18 protein-coding genes are annotated in these 18,535 nt (G+C 62.9%); 4 read left to right on the top strand and 14 right to left on the bottom strand.

Annotated elements, in window-relative coordinates; all coding sequences use genetic code 11:
- Nucleotides 1-203 precede the first annotated feature (203 nt).
- From QCE73_RS28260 to QCE73_RS28250, 3 genes are all read right to left on the bottom strand, one after another.
- Nucleotides 204-968 (bottom strand): slipin family protein, encoded by a 765-nt coding sequence (locus QCE73_RS28260; RefSeq protein ID WP_035501501.1) that lies wholly within the window; start codon nucleotides 966-968, stop codon nucleotides 204-206.
- Nucleotides 969-993: 25 nt separating this feature from the next.
- Nucleotides 994-2,400, bottom strand: coding sequence for an NfeD family protein (locus QCE73_RS28255; RefSeq protein WP_404989819.1), 1,407 nt, complete (start codon nucleotides 2,398-2,400; stop codon nucleotides 994-996).
- 76 nt (nucleotides 2,401-2,476) lie between these two features.
- On the bottom strand, nucleotides 2,477-2,962 hold the full coding sequence (locus QCE73_RS28250) for a BON domain-containing protein (RefSeq protein WP_309885271.1): 486 nt from the start codon (nucleotides 2,960-2,962) through the stop codon (nucleotides 2,477-2,479).
- A gap of 125 nt (nucleotides 2,963-3,087) precedes the next feature.
- On the opposite strand from QCE73_RS28250, the gene QCE73_RS28245 reads away from it, so the two are divergent.
- The 3 genes from QCE73_RS28245 (at nucleotide 3,088) to QCE73_RS28235 (ending at nucleotide 5,257) form a co-directional block, all read left to right on the top strand.
- Nucleotides 3,088-3,507 (top strand): secondary thiamine-phosphate synthase enzyme YjbQ, encoded by a 420-nt coding sequence (locus QCE73_RS28245; protein WP_035501499.1) that lies wholly within the window; start codon nucleotides 3,088-3,090, stop codon nucleotides 3,505-3,507.
- A 39-nt stretch (nucleotides 3,508-3,546) separates the two neighbouring features.
- The gene (locus QCE73_RS28240; protein WP_309884534.1) at nucleotides 3,547-4,830 is read left to right on the top strand and encodes an aspartate carbamoyltransferase; all 1,284 of its coding nucleotides are present in this window, start codon (nucleotides 3,547-3,549) and stop codon (nucleotides 4,828-4,830) included.
- Between the two features lie 94 nt (nucleotides 4,831-4,924).
- Nucleotides 4,925-5,257, top strand: a complete 333-nt coding sequence (locus tag QCE73_RS28235; RefSeq protein WP_309884533.1) for a hypothetical protein — start codon at nucleotides 4,925-4,927, stop codon at nucleotides 5,255-5,257.
- Between the two features lie 4 nt (nucleotides 5,258-5,261).
- On the opposite strand, the gene QCE73_RS28230 is transcribed toward QCE73_RS28235, so the two are convergent.
- From QCE73_RS28230 to QCE73_RS28195, 8 genes are all read right to left on the bottom strand, one after another.
- Nucleotides 5,262-5,444: a hypothetical protein gene (locus QCE73_RS28230; protein ID WP_309885313.1), complete on the bottom strand. Its 183-nt coding sequence runs from the start codon at nucleotides 5,442-5,444 to the stop codon at nucleotides 5,262-5,264.
- Entirely contained in the window at nucleotides 5,428-5,706 is a 279-nt protein-coding gene (locus tag QCE73_RS28225; RefSeq protein ID WP_309884532.1) for a BrnT family toxin, read from the bottom strand. Before QCE73_RS28225 ends, QCE73_RS28230 begins: the two co-directional genes overlap by 17 nt.
- Nucleotides 5,707-5,817: 111 nt before the next feature.
- On the bottom strand, nucleotides 5,818-6,582 hold the full coding sequence (locus QCE73_RS28220) for a CDP-diacylglycerol diphosphatase (RefSeq protein ID WP_309884531.1): 765 nt from the start codon (nucleotides 6,580-6,582) through the stop codon (nucleotides 5,818-5,820).
- 126 nt (nucleotides 6,583-6,708) lie between these two features.
- Nucleotides 6,709-8,172: a dihydropyrimidinase gene (hydA, locus tag QCE73_RS28215; RefSeq protein WP_309884530.1), complete on the bottom strand. Its 1,464-nt coding sequence runs from the start codon at nucleotides 8,170-8,172 to the stop codon at nucleotides 6,709-6,711.
- Between the two features lie 679 nt (nucleotides 8,173-8,851).
- Complete coding sequence (locus QCE73_RS28210; RefSeq protein ID WP_035501492.1) at nucleotides 8,852-10,339, bottom strand: NCS1 family nucleobase:cation symporter-1; 1,488 nt, start codon at nucleotides 10,337-10,339, stop codon at nucleotides 8,852-8,854.
- A gap of 66 nt (nucleotides 10,340-10,405) precedes the next feature.
- Complete coding sequence (preA, locus tag QCE73_RS28205; protein ID WP_309884529.1) at nucleotides 10,406-11,692, bottom strand: NAD-dependent dihydropyrimidine dehydrogenase subunit PreA; 1,287 nt, start codon at nucleotides 11,690-11,692, stop codon at nucleotides 10,406-10,408.
- A 23-nt stretch (nucleotides 11,693-11,715) separates the two neighbouring features.
- The gene (locus QCE73_RS28200; protein ID WP_035501490.1) at nucleotides 11,716-13,050 is read right to left on the bottom strand and encodes an NAD(P)-dependent oxidoreductase; all 1,335 of its coding nucleotides are present in this window, start codon (nucleotides 13,048-13,050) and stop codon (nucleotides 11,716-11,718) included.
- Nucleotides 13,051-13,138: 88 nt separating this feature from the next.
- Complete coding sequence (locus tag QCE73_RS28195; RefSeq protein WP_035501489.1) at nucleotides 13,139-14,419, bottom strand: Zn-dependent hydrolase; 1,281 nt, start codon at nucleotides 14,417-14,419, stop codon at nucleotides 13,139-13,141.
- Between the two features lie 376 nt (nucleotides 14,420-14,795).
- Here QCE73_RS28195 and QCE73_RS28190 point away from each other — a divergent pair, with 376 nt between their 5' ends.
- The gene (locus QCE73_RS28190) at nucleotides 14,796-15,503 is read left to right on the top strand and encodes a TetR/AcrR family transcriptional regulator (RefSeq protein WP_309884528.1); all 708 of its coding nucleotides are present in this window, start codon (nucleotides 14,796-14,798) and stop codon (nucleotides 15,501-15,503) included.
- Nucleotides 15,504-15,674: 171 nt separating this feature from the next.
- Here QCE73_RS28190 and QCE73_RS28185 read toward each other — a convergent pair whose 3' ends face one another.
- The 3 genes from QCE73_RS28185 to QCE73_RS28175 all read right to left on the bottom strand — a co-directional run bounded on the left by QCE73_RS28185 (nucleotide 15,675) and on the right by QCE73_RS28175 (nucleotide 18,500).
- Entirely contained in the window at nucleotides 15,675-15,983 is a 309-nt protein-coding gene (locus QCE73_RS28185) for a DUF4148 domain-containing protein (protein WP_035501612.1), read from the bottom strand.
- Between the two features lie 325 nt (nucleotides 15,984-16,308).
- Entirely contained in the window at nucleotides 16,309-17,112 is an 804-nt protein-coding gene (gene hutG, locus QCE73_RS28180; protein WP_035501486.1) for an N-formylglutamate deformylase, read from the bottom strand.
- An 8-nt stretch (nucleotides 17,113-17,120) separates the two neighbouring features.
- Entirely contained in the window at nucleotides 17,121-18,500 is a 1,380-nt protein-coding gene (locus QCE73_RS28175; protein ID WP_035501484.1) for a formimidoylglutamate deiminase, read from the bottom strand.
- Nucleotides 18,501-18,535: the final 35 nt, after the last annotated feature.

Raw genomic sequence — 18,535 nt, 5'->3', positions numbered from 1 at the left:
CGACTTGAAGGAACGCGGCGAAAGGAGCTAAATGTGTTACCCATGTCCTGACACACCTGTTACCCATGTCTCCGGTCCATACACTGCTGCAAAGAAAGTGACTGCCGCCCCGCATAGGGGCAACGCTAATAGACCGACACGATCCCGGGATCCAAAGTCAACAAAGGTCGATATCTGTCCATGCCGAAAGCACCTCAACGCCCCTAACTCCCCTTGCCCAGCCGATCCATGATCGAACTCACGAGATCGACCGGCACCGGAAAGACGATCGTCGAGTTCTTGTCGCCGGCGATCGTCGTCAGCGTTTGCAGATAACGCAACTGCATCGCCTGCGGCGCCTGCGCGAGCATCTGCGCCGCCTGCAAAAGCTTCTCAGAGGCCTGCAACTCCCCTTCCGCATGAATGATCTTCGCGCGCCGCTCGCGCTCCGCCTCGGCCTGGCGGGCGATCGCACGGATCATCGTCTCGTTGATATCGACGTCCTTGATCTCGACATTCGATACCTTGATACCCCACGCGTCCGTCTGCGAATCGAGCACGCGCTGAATGTCCGCGTTGAGGCGTTCGCGCTCGGACAGCAGTTCATCGAGCTCGTGCTTGCCGAGGATCGCGCGCAGCGTGGTCTGTGCGAGCTGGCTCGTCGCATCGAGAAAACGCGCGACCTGGATCACCGCCTTCTCCGGATCGACGACACGAAAGTAGACGACCGCATTCACCTTCACCGACACGTTGTCGCGCGTGATGACATCCTGCGGCGGCACGTCGAACACGACAGTGCGCAAGTCCATGCGCACGACCTGCTGCACGACCGGAATGATCAGCACGAGTCCCGGTCCCTTCACCTTCCAGAAACGCCCGAGCATGAACACGACGCCGCGCTCGTACTCGCGGAAGATGCGCACCGCCGACGCCACGATGAAGATGACGAACGCAATCAGGATGCCGCTGAAACCGAAAGTAAGCCCCATTTTTCAAGCCTCGTTGTCGATGTGTTCAGGAATGACCGGCCTCGCGTTCGCCGTCGATCGGCTCGACGGTCAGCGTCAGGCCATGACGCGAGATCACGCGCACGCGCGCGCCCTCGTGCGGCAACGCCCGCGACGCGGCCGGCTGCACGCGCCATCGTTCGCCCTGCACGCGCGCCCAGCCGATTTCGGACTCGTGCGCCAGCATCACGCCGATAGTGCCGAGCATCGCTTCGGCGCCGCTCACCACGGGCCGCTTGCGCGCTTTCAACGCGACGCCCGACACCGTGAAAACGAACAAAGCCGTGAAGAGCGCGAGCCCGACGACGACGCCGATCGGAATGCCGAAGCCCGGCACGTCGGTATCGATCAGCATGAGCGCGCCGATCGCGAACGCGATGATCCCGCCGATGCCGAGCGAACCGAACGTCGGCAGAAACATTTCCGCGACCAGAAAGCCCATGCCGAGCACGATCAATCCCAGTCCGACGAAACTGATCGGCAATAGTTGCAAAGCAAACAATCCGACGAGCAGGCAGATCGCGCCCGCGACGCCCGGCAGCACCATGCCGGGATTCGCGAACTCGAAGAAGAGCCCGTACATGCCGATCATCATCAGGATCAGCGCGACGCTCGGGTCCGTGATCGTCGCGAGAAAACGACTGCGCCAGTCGGGCTGAATCACGTCGAGCGGCGCGTGCTTCGTCGCGAGAACATGATCGCCGCTCGCGGTCTTGACATGGCGGCCGTCGAGTTTCGTGAGCAGGTCGGGAACATCGCTGGCAGTGAGGTCGATGACGTTCTGCTCCAGCGCTTCCGTCGCCGATAGCGCCACCGCCTCGCGCACCGCGCGCTCCGCCCACTGCACGTTGCGCCCGCGCAGTTGCGCGAGGCCGCGTATGTAGGCGGCGGCGTCCTGCATCTGCTTGCGGGTTTCGGTCGATTGCTCCGCGGCTTCGGTGCGCGCGCCCGATGCGGCCTTGCCCGTTGCCGCCGGCTCGCGCTCAGCTCCGCCCATGCCGAGCTGCACCGGCGATGCCGCGCCGAGGTTCGTGCCCGGCGCCATCGCCGCGATGTGGCTCGCATAGGTGATATACGTGCCCGCGCTCGCCGCACGCGCACCGCTCGGCGCGATGAACGCGGCCACCGGCACCGGCGACGCGAGTATCGCCTGAATGATCGAGCGCATCGAGAGATCGAGTCCGCCGGGCGTGTCGAGTTCCAGCACGGCGAGTTGCGCGCGCTCGTCCGCCGCACGGGCAAGCGAGCGCACGACGAAATCCGCGCTCGCCGGGCCGATCGCGCCCCTCAGCGGGATCACGACGACGGGCGCCGTTGCGGCGGCGGATGCGCTCATCGGCGTGAGTGCAAACCCCATCAGCAATAGCGCGCAGCGTGCGCAAATCCACAGCCAGTCGGCGAGGGTCGTTCTCATCGGCGAAAACCGGACGCGCGCGTGCGCGACGGTTCCTCGTGTTTGGTCTCTCTTTTAGCTTAGGTCAATTGCGAAATCACGGCCGCCGCGTCGTGCGGTCGATGACCTTTTCGACATCGGCGGTCTCGCCGAGTGCCGACACGAAGCGCGCCTTGTCGAAATCGCGCGACACGCAGCCGTCGAGATAGATGAAGCGGCGTTGCAGCGTGAGCCACAGGCTCGTCTTCTCGCGCCATTGCAGCGACGCGTTCAGCGAATTCAGGCGGCGCGTCACGCTTTCGGCGATCTCCTTGTCGTAGAGATAGCTGTTCGACAGACGGCAGCGGCCCGCAATCCAGCAGCTATTGCCCCGTTCGATGCGGTAATGCGCTTCGTCGAGCCATTCCTGTGCCGTTTCGGACGGGCCGCGCGGCGCGGCGCAATCGGCGATGGCGCTCGATACGTGCAGGAAAGGATCGTTGCCGCGATTTTCGCGTTCGTCGTCGGCGCCGAGCACGAGCGACGACGCCGCCAGCACGGCGATGAACGCGAGCGTCTTGCTTTTTGAAAGCCGTCTGACCATCGTGCGCGCCTTCAATCGAACCATCGTCCAGACAGCATAGTTCATCGCATCGGAACGAACCGGAGCGCGGGAAGCCGGTAAACTCCAGATGTGGCACACCGCCCATTCCTCGCACCGAGGCCGACATGAAACAGGCACTCCATCATCTGACGGTCGCGACAGGCTCGCGCGGCCTGCACGAAGTCACCCGCGACATCGATCGCTGGATCGATCTTCAGGACATTCGCACCGGTCTGCTGACGCTGTTTTGCCGGCATACGTCGGCATCGCTGCTGATTCAGGAGAACGCCGATCCGGACGTGCGCGCGGACCTCGAACGTTATTTCGAGGCGGTGGCGCCGGAAGCGCCCGGCCGCTACGTCCACGACACCGAAGGCCCCGACGACATGCCCGCGCACCTGCGCACCGCGCTCACCACCGTGCAGCTTTCGATTCCCGTCGAAGCGGGCCGCATGGTGCTCGGCACGTGGCAGGGCATTTACGTATTCGAGCATCGAACCGCCCAGCATCAGCGCGAACTCGTCTTGCATCTGATCGGCGAGTGACCTAATATACGCACCGCGTATATTTCAGGAGCGGTGACGATGACTCAGGAACTTCAGCAGCAGACGATCCTTCGCGACGCCATGCGGCGCCTGAACATGACTCGCGACGCGTTCGCCGCGCGCATCGGCGTTACGCGGCGCGCGCTCGATACATGGCTGCTGCCGGACGAATCGCCGGAATCGCGCGCGATGCCGGAAATCGCCGCACGCTACGTCGGCGAGATTCTGGGCGGCATGCCGGACGCGGGTGCATATACGCAAAGCGCATATCAGGCCATCGAATTCGAAGGACGTCCGCAACTGCTCTCGATCGACCAGTTCTCGCGCGAATCCGCCGAAGCGCTGTTTCGCACGGCCGACATGATGCAGCCGATTGCGCGCCGCAAGAAGATCACCCGCGTGCTCGAAGGCGCTGTGCTCGCCAATCTGTTCTTCGAAGCGAGCACGCGCACCCGCGTGAGTTTCGGCGCGGCGTTCGCGCGCCTCGGCGGCTCGGTGTGCGACACGACCGGCTTCACGTTCTCGTCGATGGCGAAGGGCGAGTCGATCTACGACACGAGCCGCGTCATCAGCGGCTACGCGGATGCGATCGTCGTGCGGCATCCCGAACAAGGCTCGGTCGCGGAATTCGCACGCGCGACGAACATTCCCGTCATCAATGCCGGCGACGGTCCGGGCGAACATCCGAGCCAGGCGCTGCTCGATCTTTATACGATCCAGCGCGAGTTTTCGCGACTCGGGAAGATAGTCGATGGCGCGCATATCGCGATGGTCGGCGACCTCAAGTACGGGCGCACCGTGCATTCGCTCGCCAAACTGCTCTCGCTTTACAAAGGGCTGAAGTTCACGCTCGTGTCGCCGCGCTCGCTGGAGATGCCGGCGCATATCGTCGAGCGGCTCGCGCGTGGCGAACATGTGATCGAGCAAACGAGCGACCTGCGCGCGGGGCTCGCGGGCGCGGACGTCGTGTATGCAACGCGCATTCAGAAAGAGCGTTTCGCCGACGAGTCCATCGAAGGCTATACGCCGGATTTCCAGATCAATCAGGCGCTCGTCGACGATGTATGTGGACGCGATACGCTCATCATGCATCCGCTGCCGCGCGACAGCCGTACCGGTGCGAACGATCTCGCCACCGATCTGAATCACGATTCGCGCCTCGCGATTTTCCGTCAGACCGACAACGGCATTGCGGTGCGCATGGCGATCTTCGCGGTGCTGCTGGGCGTCGAGCATCAGGTGCGCCATTCGATGCGCGATGCCGCGTGGAAATCGCCTGCTTCCATCGGCCCGGACGATGCCGTGTTCCAGGGCTTCGATTGATACGTTTTTTACGCGTCGCGCCCATGTCTTAGCGTGACGTTGACGAAAGCCGGCCTATGCTTCTACACAAGGAAAACGTGATGGAGCAACGGTCATGGATATGTCGCTTGCGTGGGTTGCCAGCCGCAAAACATTACACGATGAAGGGTTCGGCGCATGTCAGCGTGTGCGCATTCTGGCGCTGGCGCATTTCGCGGATAGCGAGGCGTCGCGGGAACGGATACGCGCGCTGTTTCATTCGCCGCTTGGCATCTATGTGAGTCAGGCGCAACGCGAAGGCTGCGAGTTGCGACTCGAGTTCGATACGGCTAGCGAAGATCTCGCCTTTACGTTGCGCACGCTGAAACGCGTGCTGCCGGAAGCGCGTGTCGAAGGGATCGCGCCGCGCGTGTTTGCGCATCGGGTGAGTACGCGCGGCGCGAGTTGACAACTCATGCTTTCGATCGCTCGACCAGATCCGGATGATGCTCACGCATAAATTCAGCGTAGGGTTTCATCCGCTTGAAGTCTTCCTCGGTGAGTTCGAAGGTGTCCGGATCCAACGCGATACCCCGGTTGATTTCCGCGTCCTCCTCGTCTGTGGGAAGAATAAAACCTTTATACATCCGTTCCATATTGCTTCATCTCTCTTTTGTTTGCGCGGCGCAGACTGATGATGCGCCGCGCTTCGTTTCTCCACGTGAGTACCACGCAGAACATACGTCCGCGGATAGGCGCATAGCCCACCTCACGAACCTCTCCATAATCGCGACGATCGTCCACCTCCAGCACGACATCGTCCCACGCGATCTCTCTCGCAAGACCGAGCGACACGCCGTGCTGAATTCGATTGATCGCGTCCTTCAACGGGTCAAAAGTAATGTCGTCGAAGAGCATTCATTGTGGTTCCCAAAAGTAGAAGTGACAAGGCACGAAAGTTCTGATTTGCGGACCGTCTATTAATCCGAACTCCGAAACATTCGCGTCACTTCATTCTTCCGCAAAACCTCAAGGCTTTTCTATAGACCGATTGGCCAGCGCGCACGTGTGATCCTGCAGCTCTTCCGACGATGCCCAGTCGCCCGGCTGAACGTGATCGTTGAGCAGAAAGAACACCGGTGCACCATCGCTGCGCACGGCGCCCGCGAGCAGCAGCGTCTGTTCGCCCATCGTCTGGCCGCGGCTGGCGGCATAGGGCGCAAGCAGCTTGAAGGGATCGGTGTGGGTGAGATCGGCATCGTCGATGCGCATCGCGCTGTAGACATGTCCGCGCAGTCTCACCGGCAGCGGCTTCCACTCCGTGCCGATGCCCGGCCCCACTTCGCGCAGCGTCTGCGCGACATCGGACGCGAGGCAATCGATATGAATGTGCAACTGATTCTGCGTGCGCCCGCTCGCGGAATTGATGGCAAGCGAAACTTCATCGCGCGGCAAGGTTCTGCGCAACGCGCGATCCACATAAGCGCGCGCATTCCACGCATCGCGAAAATAGTTCCGCGCATCGGGTGCGAGCAGTTCGGGACTTTCGATGCCGCTCACGCGCGCAGTCGGTATCAGCAGATATTGCGCGATGCCGACGAGATCCTTCAGCACCGCATAACCGCCCGCGAGATTCACGTCCGCGCATTTCTGCTGAACGTGCGCGCCCTCGGCCGCCGGCTCGCAATAATCGTGGACGATCTCCCACAGCGCATTCGGATTGGCCGCGCACGCGAGCGGCAGACAAAGCACGCACAGCGCGGCGAGACGGCGAAGTTTGATCGTGGTTTTCATCGGCATGATTCGGCGGCGCGAAAAATAGACAGGCTGCCGGATTATGCTTGCAAGCGCGTGAAAGCGTCTCCGAATGCGACAAAGCCCCGCGTCGCGAGGGCGCGGGGCTTTGTCGTCGGGTGCGCGTCAGGCCGTTTCTGCGCGATTCACCGGATGCGGTTCCTTCAGCTTGTTCGCGACGCGCGCCGCCTCGAAGTACGAAGCGTTCGGCGGACGCTTCAGATATTGCCCCGCGCCGCGCTCGGCACGCAGATCGCCGTTCGCCCACGCGAGCGCACCGCGCGTGAGCGTGTGCGTCGCGACGCCTTGCACCGTCATGCCTTCGAAGACGTTGAAGTCGACCTTCTGATGATGCGTCTTCACCGAGATCGTGCGTGTCGCCTGCGGATCCCACACGACCAGGTCCGCATCCGCGCCCACTTGTACCGCGCCTTTTCGCGGATAGAGATTGAAGATTTGCGCGGCATTGGTCGATGTCACGCGCACGAACTCGTTCGGCGTGAGGCGCCCCATGTTCACACCGTGATGCCACAGCACCGACATGCGATCCTCGACGCCGCCGCAGCCGTTGGGGATGCGCGTGAAGTCTTCGCGGCCCATCGCCTTCTGTGATGCGCAGAATACGCAATGATCGGTCGCCGTCGTGTGCAGTTGCCCGGACTGCAGGCCGCGCCACAACGCCTCGCGATGCTCGCTCGTGCGAAACGGCGGGCTCATCACGTGCGCGGCGGCGCGCGTCCAGTCGGGATCGCGATATACGGATTCGTCGATCACGAGATGGCCCGGCAGCACTTCGCCGAACACGCGCAGCCCGTCGTTGCGCGCCTTGGCGATCACATCGACTGCATCCTTCGCCGATACGTGGACGATATAGAGCGGCACGCCGAGCACCTGCGCGATGCGGATCGCCCGATTCGCGGCCTCGCCCTCCACTTCGGGTGGACGCGACAACGGGTGCGCTTCCGGTCCCCTGAAACCCTTGGCCAACAACTGCTTCTGCAACTGGAACACGAGCTCGCCGTTTTCCGCGTGCACGGTCGGCAGCGCGCCGAGTTCGAGCGAGCGTGTGAAGCTGTTCACGAGCACTTCATCGTCGGCCATGATCGCGTTTTTGTAGGCCATGAAGTGCTTGAAACTCGACACGCCGTGTTCGTGGACAAGCAGTCCCATGTCGCGGTGGACGGACTCGTCCCACCACGTTACCGCGACGTGAAAGCCGTAATCCGCCGACGCTTTCTCGGCCCAGCCGCGCCACTCCTTGAATGCGTCCATGAGGGGCTGCTTCGGGCTCGGGATCACGAAGTCGATGATGCTCGTTGTGCCGCCCGAGAGGCCCGCTGCTGTGCCTGTGTAGAAGTCGTCGCTTGCGGTTGTGCCCATGAAGGGCAGTTCCATATGCGTATGCGGATCGATGCCGCCGGGCATTACGTATTGGCCGCCGGCGTCGACGGTTTGGGTGTCGGGTGGAACGTCGAGATCGGCGCCGATGGCGAGGATCGTTCCGCCAGATTGCGGGTCTGCGCAGAGCACGTCGGCGCGGTAGGTGCGGTCTGCATCGATGATCGTGCCGCCGCGAATCAATGTTGGCATTGTCGTGTCCTCCTTGGCTTTGGTTCGTTCGCTTCGCTTTTCACTTTCGCTTTCGTGGAATCCTGAGTTCGTGTCGGTCTATAAGCACTGCCCCTCCCCGGGGCGGGGGTCACTTTCTTTGCTGCTGCAAAGAAAGTAACCAAAGAAACAGCTATCCCCAGCCTAAGCACTTCACACCGGCCGCGGCACAGGAGATTAGCCTAATGGCCCGGCAGTAGCGAGTGCCCTCGAAGGTCTCGCGGGGCTTGGACCGCGCACGGTCTGACACCTCGCACCGCTCGCGTCACTGGTTCAGCACCAAACAGCTCCAGCCCGCTTCGCGGCCGACCGGTCAATCGGGTCTGCACAGACTTCTTCTTCGACGGTTTCCCCCGCATACCCAACGGCAGCGCGTAGCGCTGTGCCGAAGCTCTTTCGTGCTGAACCAGCGCGCCAAAACATTTGGTGCGGCAGACCGTGCGCGATCCAAGCCCGGTAAGTCCTTCGAGGACGACACTTAGGCGAGTGCCACCGCGGGCTGGCAAGCATGGCCAAACTACGTGTGACCGCGGGCGGTGAAAAGCTGCTTTCTTTGGTTACTTTCTTTGCAGCAGCAAAGAAAGTGACCCCCGCCCCGGGGAGGGGCAGTGCCAATAGACCGACACGAAATCGGGATCCACCACCAAAACCGAAAAAGACATCAAGCACTCAAAACCCCCGCCCGCGGGCTCCCTCGCAACTTCATCCAAGATCCATAGACGACAGCCGCAAGGACGAGCCCCACGAACCACGCATAGGTATAGAGCGTATTGAAGAACGCAGGCACCCCCGGAAACGAAGCAGGAAACGCCGTATGCAGAAACCCCGGCAGATTCGGCAACACGCCGACGAGCAACGCCACCACCGCCGCCAGGTTCCACCCGTTGCTGTACGAATACTCGCCGTCCTCGTCGAAGAGCTCTCGCTGATCGAGCCGCGTGCCGCGAATAAAGAAGTAATCCACCATCAGAATCCCCGCAACCGGCCCGAGCAGCGCCGAATACCCCACGAGCCACGTGAAGATATACCCCTGCGTGGTAGCGAGAATCTTCCACGGCATCATGACGATGGCGATCGTCGCCGTAATCATGCCGCCCGCGCGATACGAAATGCCCTTCGGCCACAGGCTCGAAAAATCGTAAGCCGGTCCGACGAGATTGGCCGCGAGATTGCAGCACATCGTATCGAGCGTGAGGATGACGAGCGCAATGCCCACGCCGATGCCCGTCATGCGGCTCGTGAGATCGATCGGGTCCCAGATCGCCTTGCCGTAGATCACGACCGTCGCCGACGTGACGACCACCGAGATCACCGAGAGCAACGCCATCGGTACTGGAAGGCCGATCGTCTGCCCGATCATCTGATCGCGTTGCGTGCGCGCGAAGCGTGTGAAGTCCGGGATATTGAGCGCGAGCGTCGCCCAGAAGCCGACCATCGCGGTGAGACCCGGCCAGAACGTCGCCCAGAAAAGCCCTTCCTTCTTGCCGCCCGCGACGAACTGCGACGGCGCCGAGAGCATCGAACCGAGTCCGCCCGCCTTGCTCGTCGCCCACCACACGAGCGCGATGCACATCACGACCTTGATCGGCGCGGACCAGCTTTCGAGCCAGCGGATCGAATCCGTGCCATGCCAGATGAAGTAGAGCTGCAACGCCCAGAACACGAGAAAACACGCGAGCTGCCCCACCGAGATGTCGATGAGCGGCAGCGCCGCGCCATGCAAGGCATTGCCCGTGAGAATGTTCACGAGCGTATAGATCGCGCTGCCGCCCAGCCACGTCTGAATGCCGTACCATCCACACGCGACGATCGCGCGCAGCAACGCGGGCAGCTTCGCGCCCTGCGTGCCGAACGACGAACGCACGAGCACCGCGTACGGAATGCCGTGCTTCGCGCCCGCATGTCCGATCAGCAACATCGGCACGAGCACGATTAGATTGCCGAACAGGACCGTCAACACGGCCTGCCACGGCGACATGCCCTGATCAGTGAGCCCCGCAGCCAGCATGTACGACGCGATATTCATCACCATGCCGACCCACAGCGCCGCGAAGTGATACCACTTCCAGGTGCGCTGCGCGGGGCCGGTCGGCGCAAGGTCCTCGTTATACAGACTGCTAGTCTCGACGTTATGCGCTGTCTGATTCATCGGATGCACTCCGGTTGAGTGTGCGGTTGATCATGGGTTTCAACGGCGACGAGCGCTACGTTATGTTTATGCCGCTTTCGCGGGCTCTTCCGCATCGACGCGAGCGGGGTTGTTCGGATGCGTGGTCCAGTTCGCGTACTCGCCCGCATCGACGCGTTCCATCGTGATGCACTGCTCGACCGGACACACGTGCATGCACAGATTGCAGCCGACGCATTCCGAATCGACCACTTCGAAATGCCGCTTGCCGTCCTTCTCCTTCAGGATCGCCTGATGCGACGTGTCCTCGCAAGCGATATGACACAGCCCGCACTGGATGCACTTGTCCTGATCGATGCGCGCCTTGATGTCGTACTTGAGATTGAGGTACTTCCAGTCCGTGACGTTCGGCACGGCGCGGCCGCGAATGTCGTCGAGCGTCGCGTAGCCTTTCTCGTCCATCCAGTTCGACAGGCCATCGGCGAGATCGGACACGATGCGAAAGCCGTAGTGCATCGCCGCCGTGCACACCTGCACGCTGCCCGCGCCGAGCACCATGAATTCCGCCGCATCGCGCCACGACGAAATGCCGCCGATGCCCGAGATCGGCAGATTCGGCGTCTCCGGATCGCGCGCGATTTCCGCGACCATGTTGAGCGCGATCGGCTTCACGGCGGGACCGCAGTAACCGCCGTGCGTGCCCTTGCCATCGACGGTCGGCATCGGCGCCATCTCGTCGAGATCGACGGCGACGATCGAGTTGATCGTGTTGATCAGCGACACGCCGTCCGCGCCGCCCTTGAACGCAGCGCGCGAGCCCGTGCGGATATCGCTGATGTTCGGCGTGAGCTTCACGAGACAGGGCAGCTTCGTGCCTTCCTTCACCCAGCGCGTGACCATCTCGACGTATTCAGGCACCTGCCCCACCGCCGCGCCCATGCCGCGCTCGCTCATGCCATGCGGACAGCCGAAGTTCAGTTCGACCGCATCCGCGCCCGTGTCCTCCACCTGCGTGAGGATCCACTTCCAGTCCTTTTCGTTGCACGGGACCATCAGCGAGACGATCAGTGCGCGGTCCGGCCAGTCGCGCTTCACTTGCTCTATTTCGCGCAGGTTCACGTCGAGCGGACGATCGGTGATCAGCTCGATGTTGTTCAATCCCGCGATGCGCTGCCCGTTCCATTGCACCGCGCCATAACGCGAACTCACGTTGACGACGTGCGGATCGAGCCCGAGCGTCTTCCACACGACGCCGCCCCAGCCCGCTTCGAAGGCGCGGTTGACGTTATAAGCCTTGTCGGTCGGCGGCGCGGATGCGAGCCAGAAAGGATTCGGCGATGTGATGCCGGCGATTTTGCAAGTCAGATCGGCCATGTTTATGCGGCTCCTTATGTTGGTCAGGCGGCTTTGATCGCAGTCAGCTCGAACGACGCGTCGATGGACGCCGCCGCGAGCTTGCCGTCCTGCACGGCCTGCACGGTGAGATCGAGTCCTTCGTGGGTCGCGCAATCGCCGCCGGCCCACACTTTCGCGAGCGTCGTCTGACGGTTCTCGTCGGTGACGATGCGGCCGCCGTCCAGTGTCAGCAACGCGCGGTCAATGCCGATGGGCACGAGCGTCTGACCGATCGCCTTCAGCACCATGTCCGCATCGATAACGAAACGCTCCGTGTCGCGCTCGAATTCGACGCCGGTCACGCGCCCGTCAGCGCCGATAAGACGCACCGGCTTCGCGTGCGTGACGATGCTCACGCCGTTGGTCTGCGCGAACTCGCGCTCGGCCCACGTCGCGCTCATGTTCTCGACGCCGCGCCGATACACCATCGTCACGTTCGTCGCGCCGAGCTTCCGGCTTTGCACGCAGGCATCGACCGCGGTATTGCCGCCGCCGATCACCACGACGCGCCGCCCGACGGGCACCGTCGCGAGATCGTCGGCCTGACGCACCTGCTCGATGAAATCCACCGCGTTCATCACGCCGTCCAAGGCCTCGCCTTCGAGCGCCAGTTCGCGGACGCCCGCAAGACCGAAGCCGATGAACACCGCGTCGTACTGCTTGCGCAATTCGTCGAGCGTGAAGTCGCGGCCGAGCGCATGGCCCGCCTTGATCTCGATACCGCCGATCGAATACAGCCATTCGATCTCGCGCTGCGCGTAATCCTCGACCGTCTTGTACGCGGCGATGCCGTATTCGTTCAGGCCGCCGGGCTTTTCACGCGCATCGAAGATCACCGCTTGATGTCCGGCCAGCGCGAGCCGATATGCACATGCAAGCCCCGCCGGTCCCGCACCGACGATCGCCACGCGACGGCCCGTCTCCGGCGCGCGTTTGAAAAGCGGCTCGCCTTTGGCCATCGCCCAATCGGTTGCGTGACGCTGCAGCGCGCCTATTTTCACGGGCTCGTCGCCCGGATGATTGCGCACGCAACTGCCTTCGCAAAGGATCTCGGTCGGGCAGACGCGCGCGCACATGCCGCCGAGCGGATTGGCCGAAAGGATATCGACGGCCGCGCCCTTCAGGTTGCCGTTGCCGATCTTGCGGATAAAGCCCGGAATGTCGATGCTCGTCGGGCACGCCTGCACGCACGGCGCGTCGTAGCAATAGTGGCAGCGGCTCGAGGCGGCAGCCGCGGCGGTGGCGTCGAGCAACGGCGCGACGTCCGAAAATTCACATGCGAGCTGTTCCTGCGTGAGGCGATGGCTCGCGATATCGCCGGTCATTTTTATGGTCATGCGCGTTCCTTGTGGGGACGAACGAGTGCCCGTCATCCGCGCGCAATGGCGCGGACGACGTTGAACGTGAGACGAAAAGAGCGCTGCTTTACGAAGCGGGTTCGGAAGCGCGCTCGAGCATCGCGTGCAGGAGCACGTTCGCGCCCGCCTCGATCCACTCCTGACTCGCGTCTTCGATTTCGTTATGGCTGATGCCGTCTACGCATGGCACGAACACCATCGACGTCGGCGCGACCTGCGAGAGGTAGCACGCGTCGTGGCCCGCGCCCGACACCATGTCGCGATGCGAATAGCCGAAGCGCTGCGCCGCCGCGCGCACGGACGCGACGCACGCGGCATCGAATCTGACGGGCTCGTAGTAGAAAATCTGTTCGAGTTCGGTCTGCAAGCCGATCTCGCCGGCGATGCGCGCGACACCTTCGCGCAACGCGGCGTCCATGCGTGCGAGCACGGCATCGTCGGGATGACGGAAATCGACGGTGAAGAACACGCGGCCCGGAATCACGTTGCGCGAGTTCGGATGCACCTGCATCATGCCGACCGTCGCGCAGGCGAGCGGCGCATTGTCGAGGCCGATGCGGTTCACGAGATCCACCACGCGCGATGCGCCGAGCAGCGCGTCCTTGCGGCGCGGCATCGGCGTCGGGCCCGCGTGCGCTTCCTGGCCCGTCAGCGTGATCTCGTACCAGCGCTGGCCTTGCGCATCGGTGACGACGCCGATCGTCTTGTCCTCGGCTTCGAGAATCGGGCCTTGCTCGATATGCAGTTCGAACGCCGCATGCAGCTTGCGGCCGCCGCACGGCAGATCGCCCGCGTAACCGATGCGCTTCAGTTCCTCGCCGATCGTCTTGCCGTCGACGTCCTTGCGCGAGAGGCCGTAGTCGAGCGAGAACACGCCCGCGAACACGCCCGATGCGACCATCGCGGGCGCGAAGCGCGAACCTTCCTCGTTGGTCCAGATGACGACTTCGATCGGATGCTCGGTTTCGATGCCGCGATCGTTGAGCGAGCGGATCACTTCGAGTCCGCCGAGCACGCCGTAGATGCCGTCGAAGCGGCCGCCCGTCGGTTGCGAATCCGCATGAGAGCCGGTCATGACCGGCAGCGCATCGGGGTTGCGCCCGGCGCGGCGCATGAACACGTTGCCCATCTGATCGATGCTCACCGTGCAGCCCGCCTCCTTCGCCCAACTGACGATGAGATCGCGCCCTTCCCTGTCGAGATCGGTCAGCGCGAGACGGCAGACGCCGCCTTTGGGTGTCGCGCCGATCTTGGCCATCGTCATCAGGCTATCCCACAGACGTTGACCATTCACCTTGATGGACGTATCGAGACCAGCCTCTCTGATTGCATCCGTTACGACGTTCATTCGCCTCGCTCCTTACGATCGACTTCGTATGTGAGTGACTTCGTTTCGTGCATGCCGGGCGTTTGCGGTGCGATGCTGCACGCGCCCGGTGCACGCTTTCTGTTATGCGATGAATGCTGCGAACGACGCGCTTCTTCAGTACTTCGAGCGCTCTTCAAATCCTGTCCACTTGGACAGGTTGTAGCCGATTAAAATAAGCAAATCAACGTCTTTCGTGTGCGGACAAACACGGAGCAAACCTAAGCGATAAGCGTGCCATTGCAATGCAGCATCGACCAGCACTGGCCGCGACGGCATTTTCGACGCGATGCAGCGCCGCGTGCATGAACGGCGCGAATGAGGCACGATGCGGCACACACGGCAGAAAAATTCGACGATGAGACACGACGACGCGACCGACGGCATCACCGAACGCGAGCACGCTGCGCCACCTTTGCGGCGACGCAAGGCGCAGATTCGCGAGAGCAACGAAGCGCAACTTCTGGCGTGCGCCGAAGAAGTATTCGCGGAGAAGGGACTGGAAGGCGCGAGCACGGCGATGATCGCCGAGCGTGCCGGATTGCCGAAGGCCAACCTGCATTACTACTTCCCGACGAAGCTCGCGCTCTACCGACGCGTGCTGGAAGATTTGTTCGAGGACTGGCATCGCGCGGCGGACACCTTCGAATGCAGCGACGATCCGGTCGAAGCGATCGGCGGCTATGTGCGCGCGAAGATGGAGTTGTCGAGACGCAGGCCGCTCGGCTCGAAGGTGTGGGCGAGCGAGATCATCCACGGCGCGCATCACATGCAGGACATCCTCAACGAGCGCGTGAAGCCGTGGCTCGATACGCGCGTCATCGTGATCGAAAGCTGGGTCGCGCGTGGCCTGCTCGCGCCCGTCGAGCCGGACACGTTCATGTTCATGATCTGGGCGATCACGCAGCACTACGCCGACTTCGATGCGCAGATCCGCGCGTTGAAGGGCAAGCGCGCACTCACGCGCAAAGCCTTCGACGAGCAGACGGAGGAAGTCGTGCGCCTCGTGCTTCGCGCATGCGGCGCGGTGTCGCCGCGCGTCGAAGCAAACGAGAACGCGCAATAAAAAACGCCGGTCGCTCGATAGCGGCCGGCGTTCGACTTGCTGCTTGCTTCTCTACTGCCTACTGCGGTACTGCTACTGCTTTTCTCGCAAGATACTGCTCTACTGCCAACGCTTGCTGCTGCACCATCTACCGCTTCGACTACTCACTGCTACCACTGCTACTGCCTTCGATCAGTTGCCGAAGTAGACCGAGTTACGGCCCGACATCGGTGCGCTCACGCGGGCGCCGGAATTCGACGTGCCGGCGACCGAAGGACCGTAAGCCGATCCACCGTTCTCAGCGTGCACACGCGCTTCTGCGGCCTGAATGTTTTGCGGGTAGTCCACGCGATCGGTCGACGGGTTGTAGCCGGCCTTTTCAAGCTGGACCAGTTCCGCGCGCACTTGAGCGCGGGTCACCGGGCCGTTGCTTTGCGCGAACGCGAAAGTCGGAGCGGCCAGAGCGGTGGCGATGACGAGTGCGGGAACGAATGCCTTGATCATGATGAACCTCCAATAGTCTTGTTTTGAAATCGAAACTGAATCGGAAGCTTTTTAAGTGGTTTCTGATTTCGTTTCGCTTGAAGACAAGTGTAGGAGGCAGCCGCCCTAGGGGAAACCCCGATTTGCACGAAACATAATTGTCGGGATCGCAACAATGCGTTTCGCTGGGCGAAGCACGCCGAGGTCTCTACAGTTTTATTTAAGTCATTGTTTTTATTTATTTAATCGCATCGTCGCCTGGCTCCGGAAGTCGCGCGTAATCGATTGCACGACCGCTCGTCATTACGACATCGCCAGCCAATCGCCATGCACGCGCCAGGTTCTATGCGCTCGTTGCGTAGGTCATCGCGGTCGTCAGGAGCTCGCGCAGCAATGGCTGGATACCTTTCGCCTTGGCTTCGTCGTAAGCGAACGGCGACGATTCTTCCATGTAGCTGATCTGCGTCAGCTCAAGTTGAACCGCGTGAACGCCCTTCTCGGGCTGGCCGTAGCGCCGCGTGATGTAGCCGCCCTTGAAGCGGCCGTTGGCCACCGTCGAAAAGCGGCCGTCGCGCTCGACGATCCGCGCGAGATGCTCGGCCAGCCCCGGCGCCGCCGACGCACCGTCCGCCGTCCCGAAGTTGAAATCGGTCAGACGTCCGTCGAAGAAACGCGGCACGACCGAGCGAATCGAGTGTGCTTCCCACAGCAGCACGCTTCCGTGCGACTTCCGCAGCGCGTCGAGTTCGCTCGCGAGCGCATCGTGATAAGGCTGCCAGTACATCGCGCGGCGCGCGTCGATCTGCTCGCGCGACGGCTCGTGGCCCGGCTTGTAGAGCGGCGCCTTGTCGAAGGTATCGACCGGACACAGTCCCGTCGTGTCGCGGCCGGGATAGAGATTCGCGTCGTCGGGCGGACGATTCAGATCGACGACATATCGCGCATATTCCGGCGTCAGGATCGACGCGCCCAGTTCTCGCGCGAACGCGTAGAGCCGTTCGAGATGCCAGTCGCAATCCTCGGTGAGTTTCGCAACGGGCGTCATCTCCTCGGCGAGCGCGCAGGGAATGCTCGTGCCCCGGTGCGGAATCGAAATCAGCAGCGGCGCGCTGCCGCGTTCCAGCGTGAAAATCGAAGACTCGTTCATGGATGACCTCAATCGAGCAAGCCGCGCAACGCGGCGCGATAGCGCAACAGCGCTTCGTCTTCCTGCGCGTGCCGGCGCGCGTCGATCACCTTGCGGCCGGAGACGAACACATCGCGGATCGGCGTATCGCCATGTTCGCAGAAGACGGCGCTCGAAAGCCAGGTTTCGGGCGCATGTCCGCCGATGCCCGGATGCGCTTCGTCGAGCACGAGCCAGTCGGCGCGCAAGCCCTGCGCGAGGGCGCCGACGGGTCGTCCGGTCGCGTGTGCGCCGCCATCGAGCGCGGCATCGAAGAGACGATCGGCGGGACGGCTCTGCGTCGGCGACGCGAGCACGTTGCGCTGCTGACGCCACAAACGCTGGCCGTATTCGAGCAGACGCAGTTCAGAACGCCAGTCCACGCCGACATGACTATCCGAGCCGACACCGATGCGTCCGCCCGCATCGAAATAATCGCGCGACGGAAAGACGCCATCGCCGAGATTCGCCTCGGTCGTCAGACACAGGCCCGCGACCGCCCCGCTGTGCGCGAGACGCGCGCATTCGTCGGCATCGACATGCGTCGCATGCACGAGGCACCAGCGCTCATCGACGTTGAAACGTTCGAGCAGCCATTGCACCGGGCGCTGCCCCGTCGCCGCGAGACACGCCTCCACTTCGGCGATCTGCTCGGCAATATGGATATGCACCGGCGCACGGCGAAAGCGGGCATCGAGCCCTTCGATCACCGCCGCGAGCGATTCGCCCGACACCGCGCGCAGCGAATGCGGCGCGACGCCGTAACGACGCATGCCGTTTTCTGGCCGCGCCCGGACGAGTTCGTCGATGAGCGCGAGCAGCGTATCGGGCGTGTTGAGAAAGCGCCGCTGATCGTCGCGCGGTGCGCTCTTGTTGAAACCGCTGTGCTCGTACAGCACCGGCAACATCGTGATGCCGATGCCCGCGCGCCCGGCCGCATCGACGACGCGCTCGGCAAGTTCCGCGCGATTCGCATAAGGCGCGCCGCCGGGCGCGTGATGCACGTAATGAAACTCGCACACCGACGTGTAGCCCGCTTTCAGCATCTCGATGTAGAGCCAGTGCGCAATGTCAGCGAGCGACTCCGGGCCGATCCGCGCGGCGAAGCGATACATCAGGTCGCGCCAGCTCCAGAAGGTGTCGGCGACGCTCGCGCGATATTCGGTGAGTCCCGCCATCGCGCGCTGGAACGCGTGCGAGTGCAGGTTCGGCATGCCGGGCACGACCGGCCCTTTCGCCCGCTCGACCCCCGCCGGCGCCGCGCTGTCGGGCGCTACGCGCACCAGTGTGCCGTCGTCGTTCCATTCGAGCAGCACGTTGCGCCGCCAGCCGTCGGCCAAGCGCGCGTGGTCCGCGAAGAATGCGCTCATGTTCCCGTCTCCCTTTTTATGTCGATGCGCGGCTG

Origin of the sequence: Caballeronia sp. LZ029, from assembly GCF_031451275.1 — a bacterium.
In the GTDB taxonomy this organism is placed as follows: Bacteria; Pseudomonadota; Gammaproteobacteria; order Burkholderiales; family Burkholderiaceae; genus Caballeronia; species Caballeronia jiangsuensis.
The sequence above is the reverse complement of the archived record's forward strand: the minus strand, read 5'-3'. Positions and strand labels throughout refer to the sequence as shown.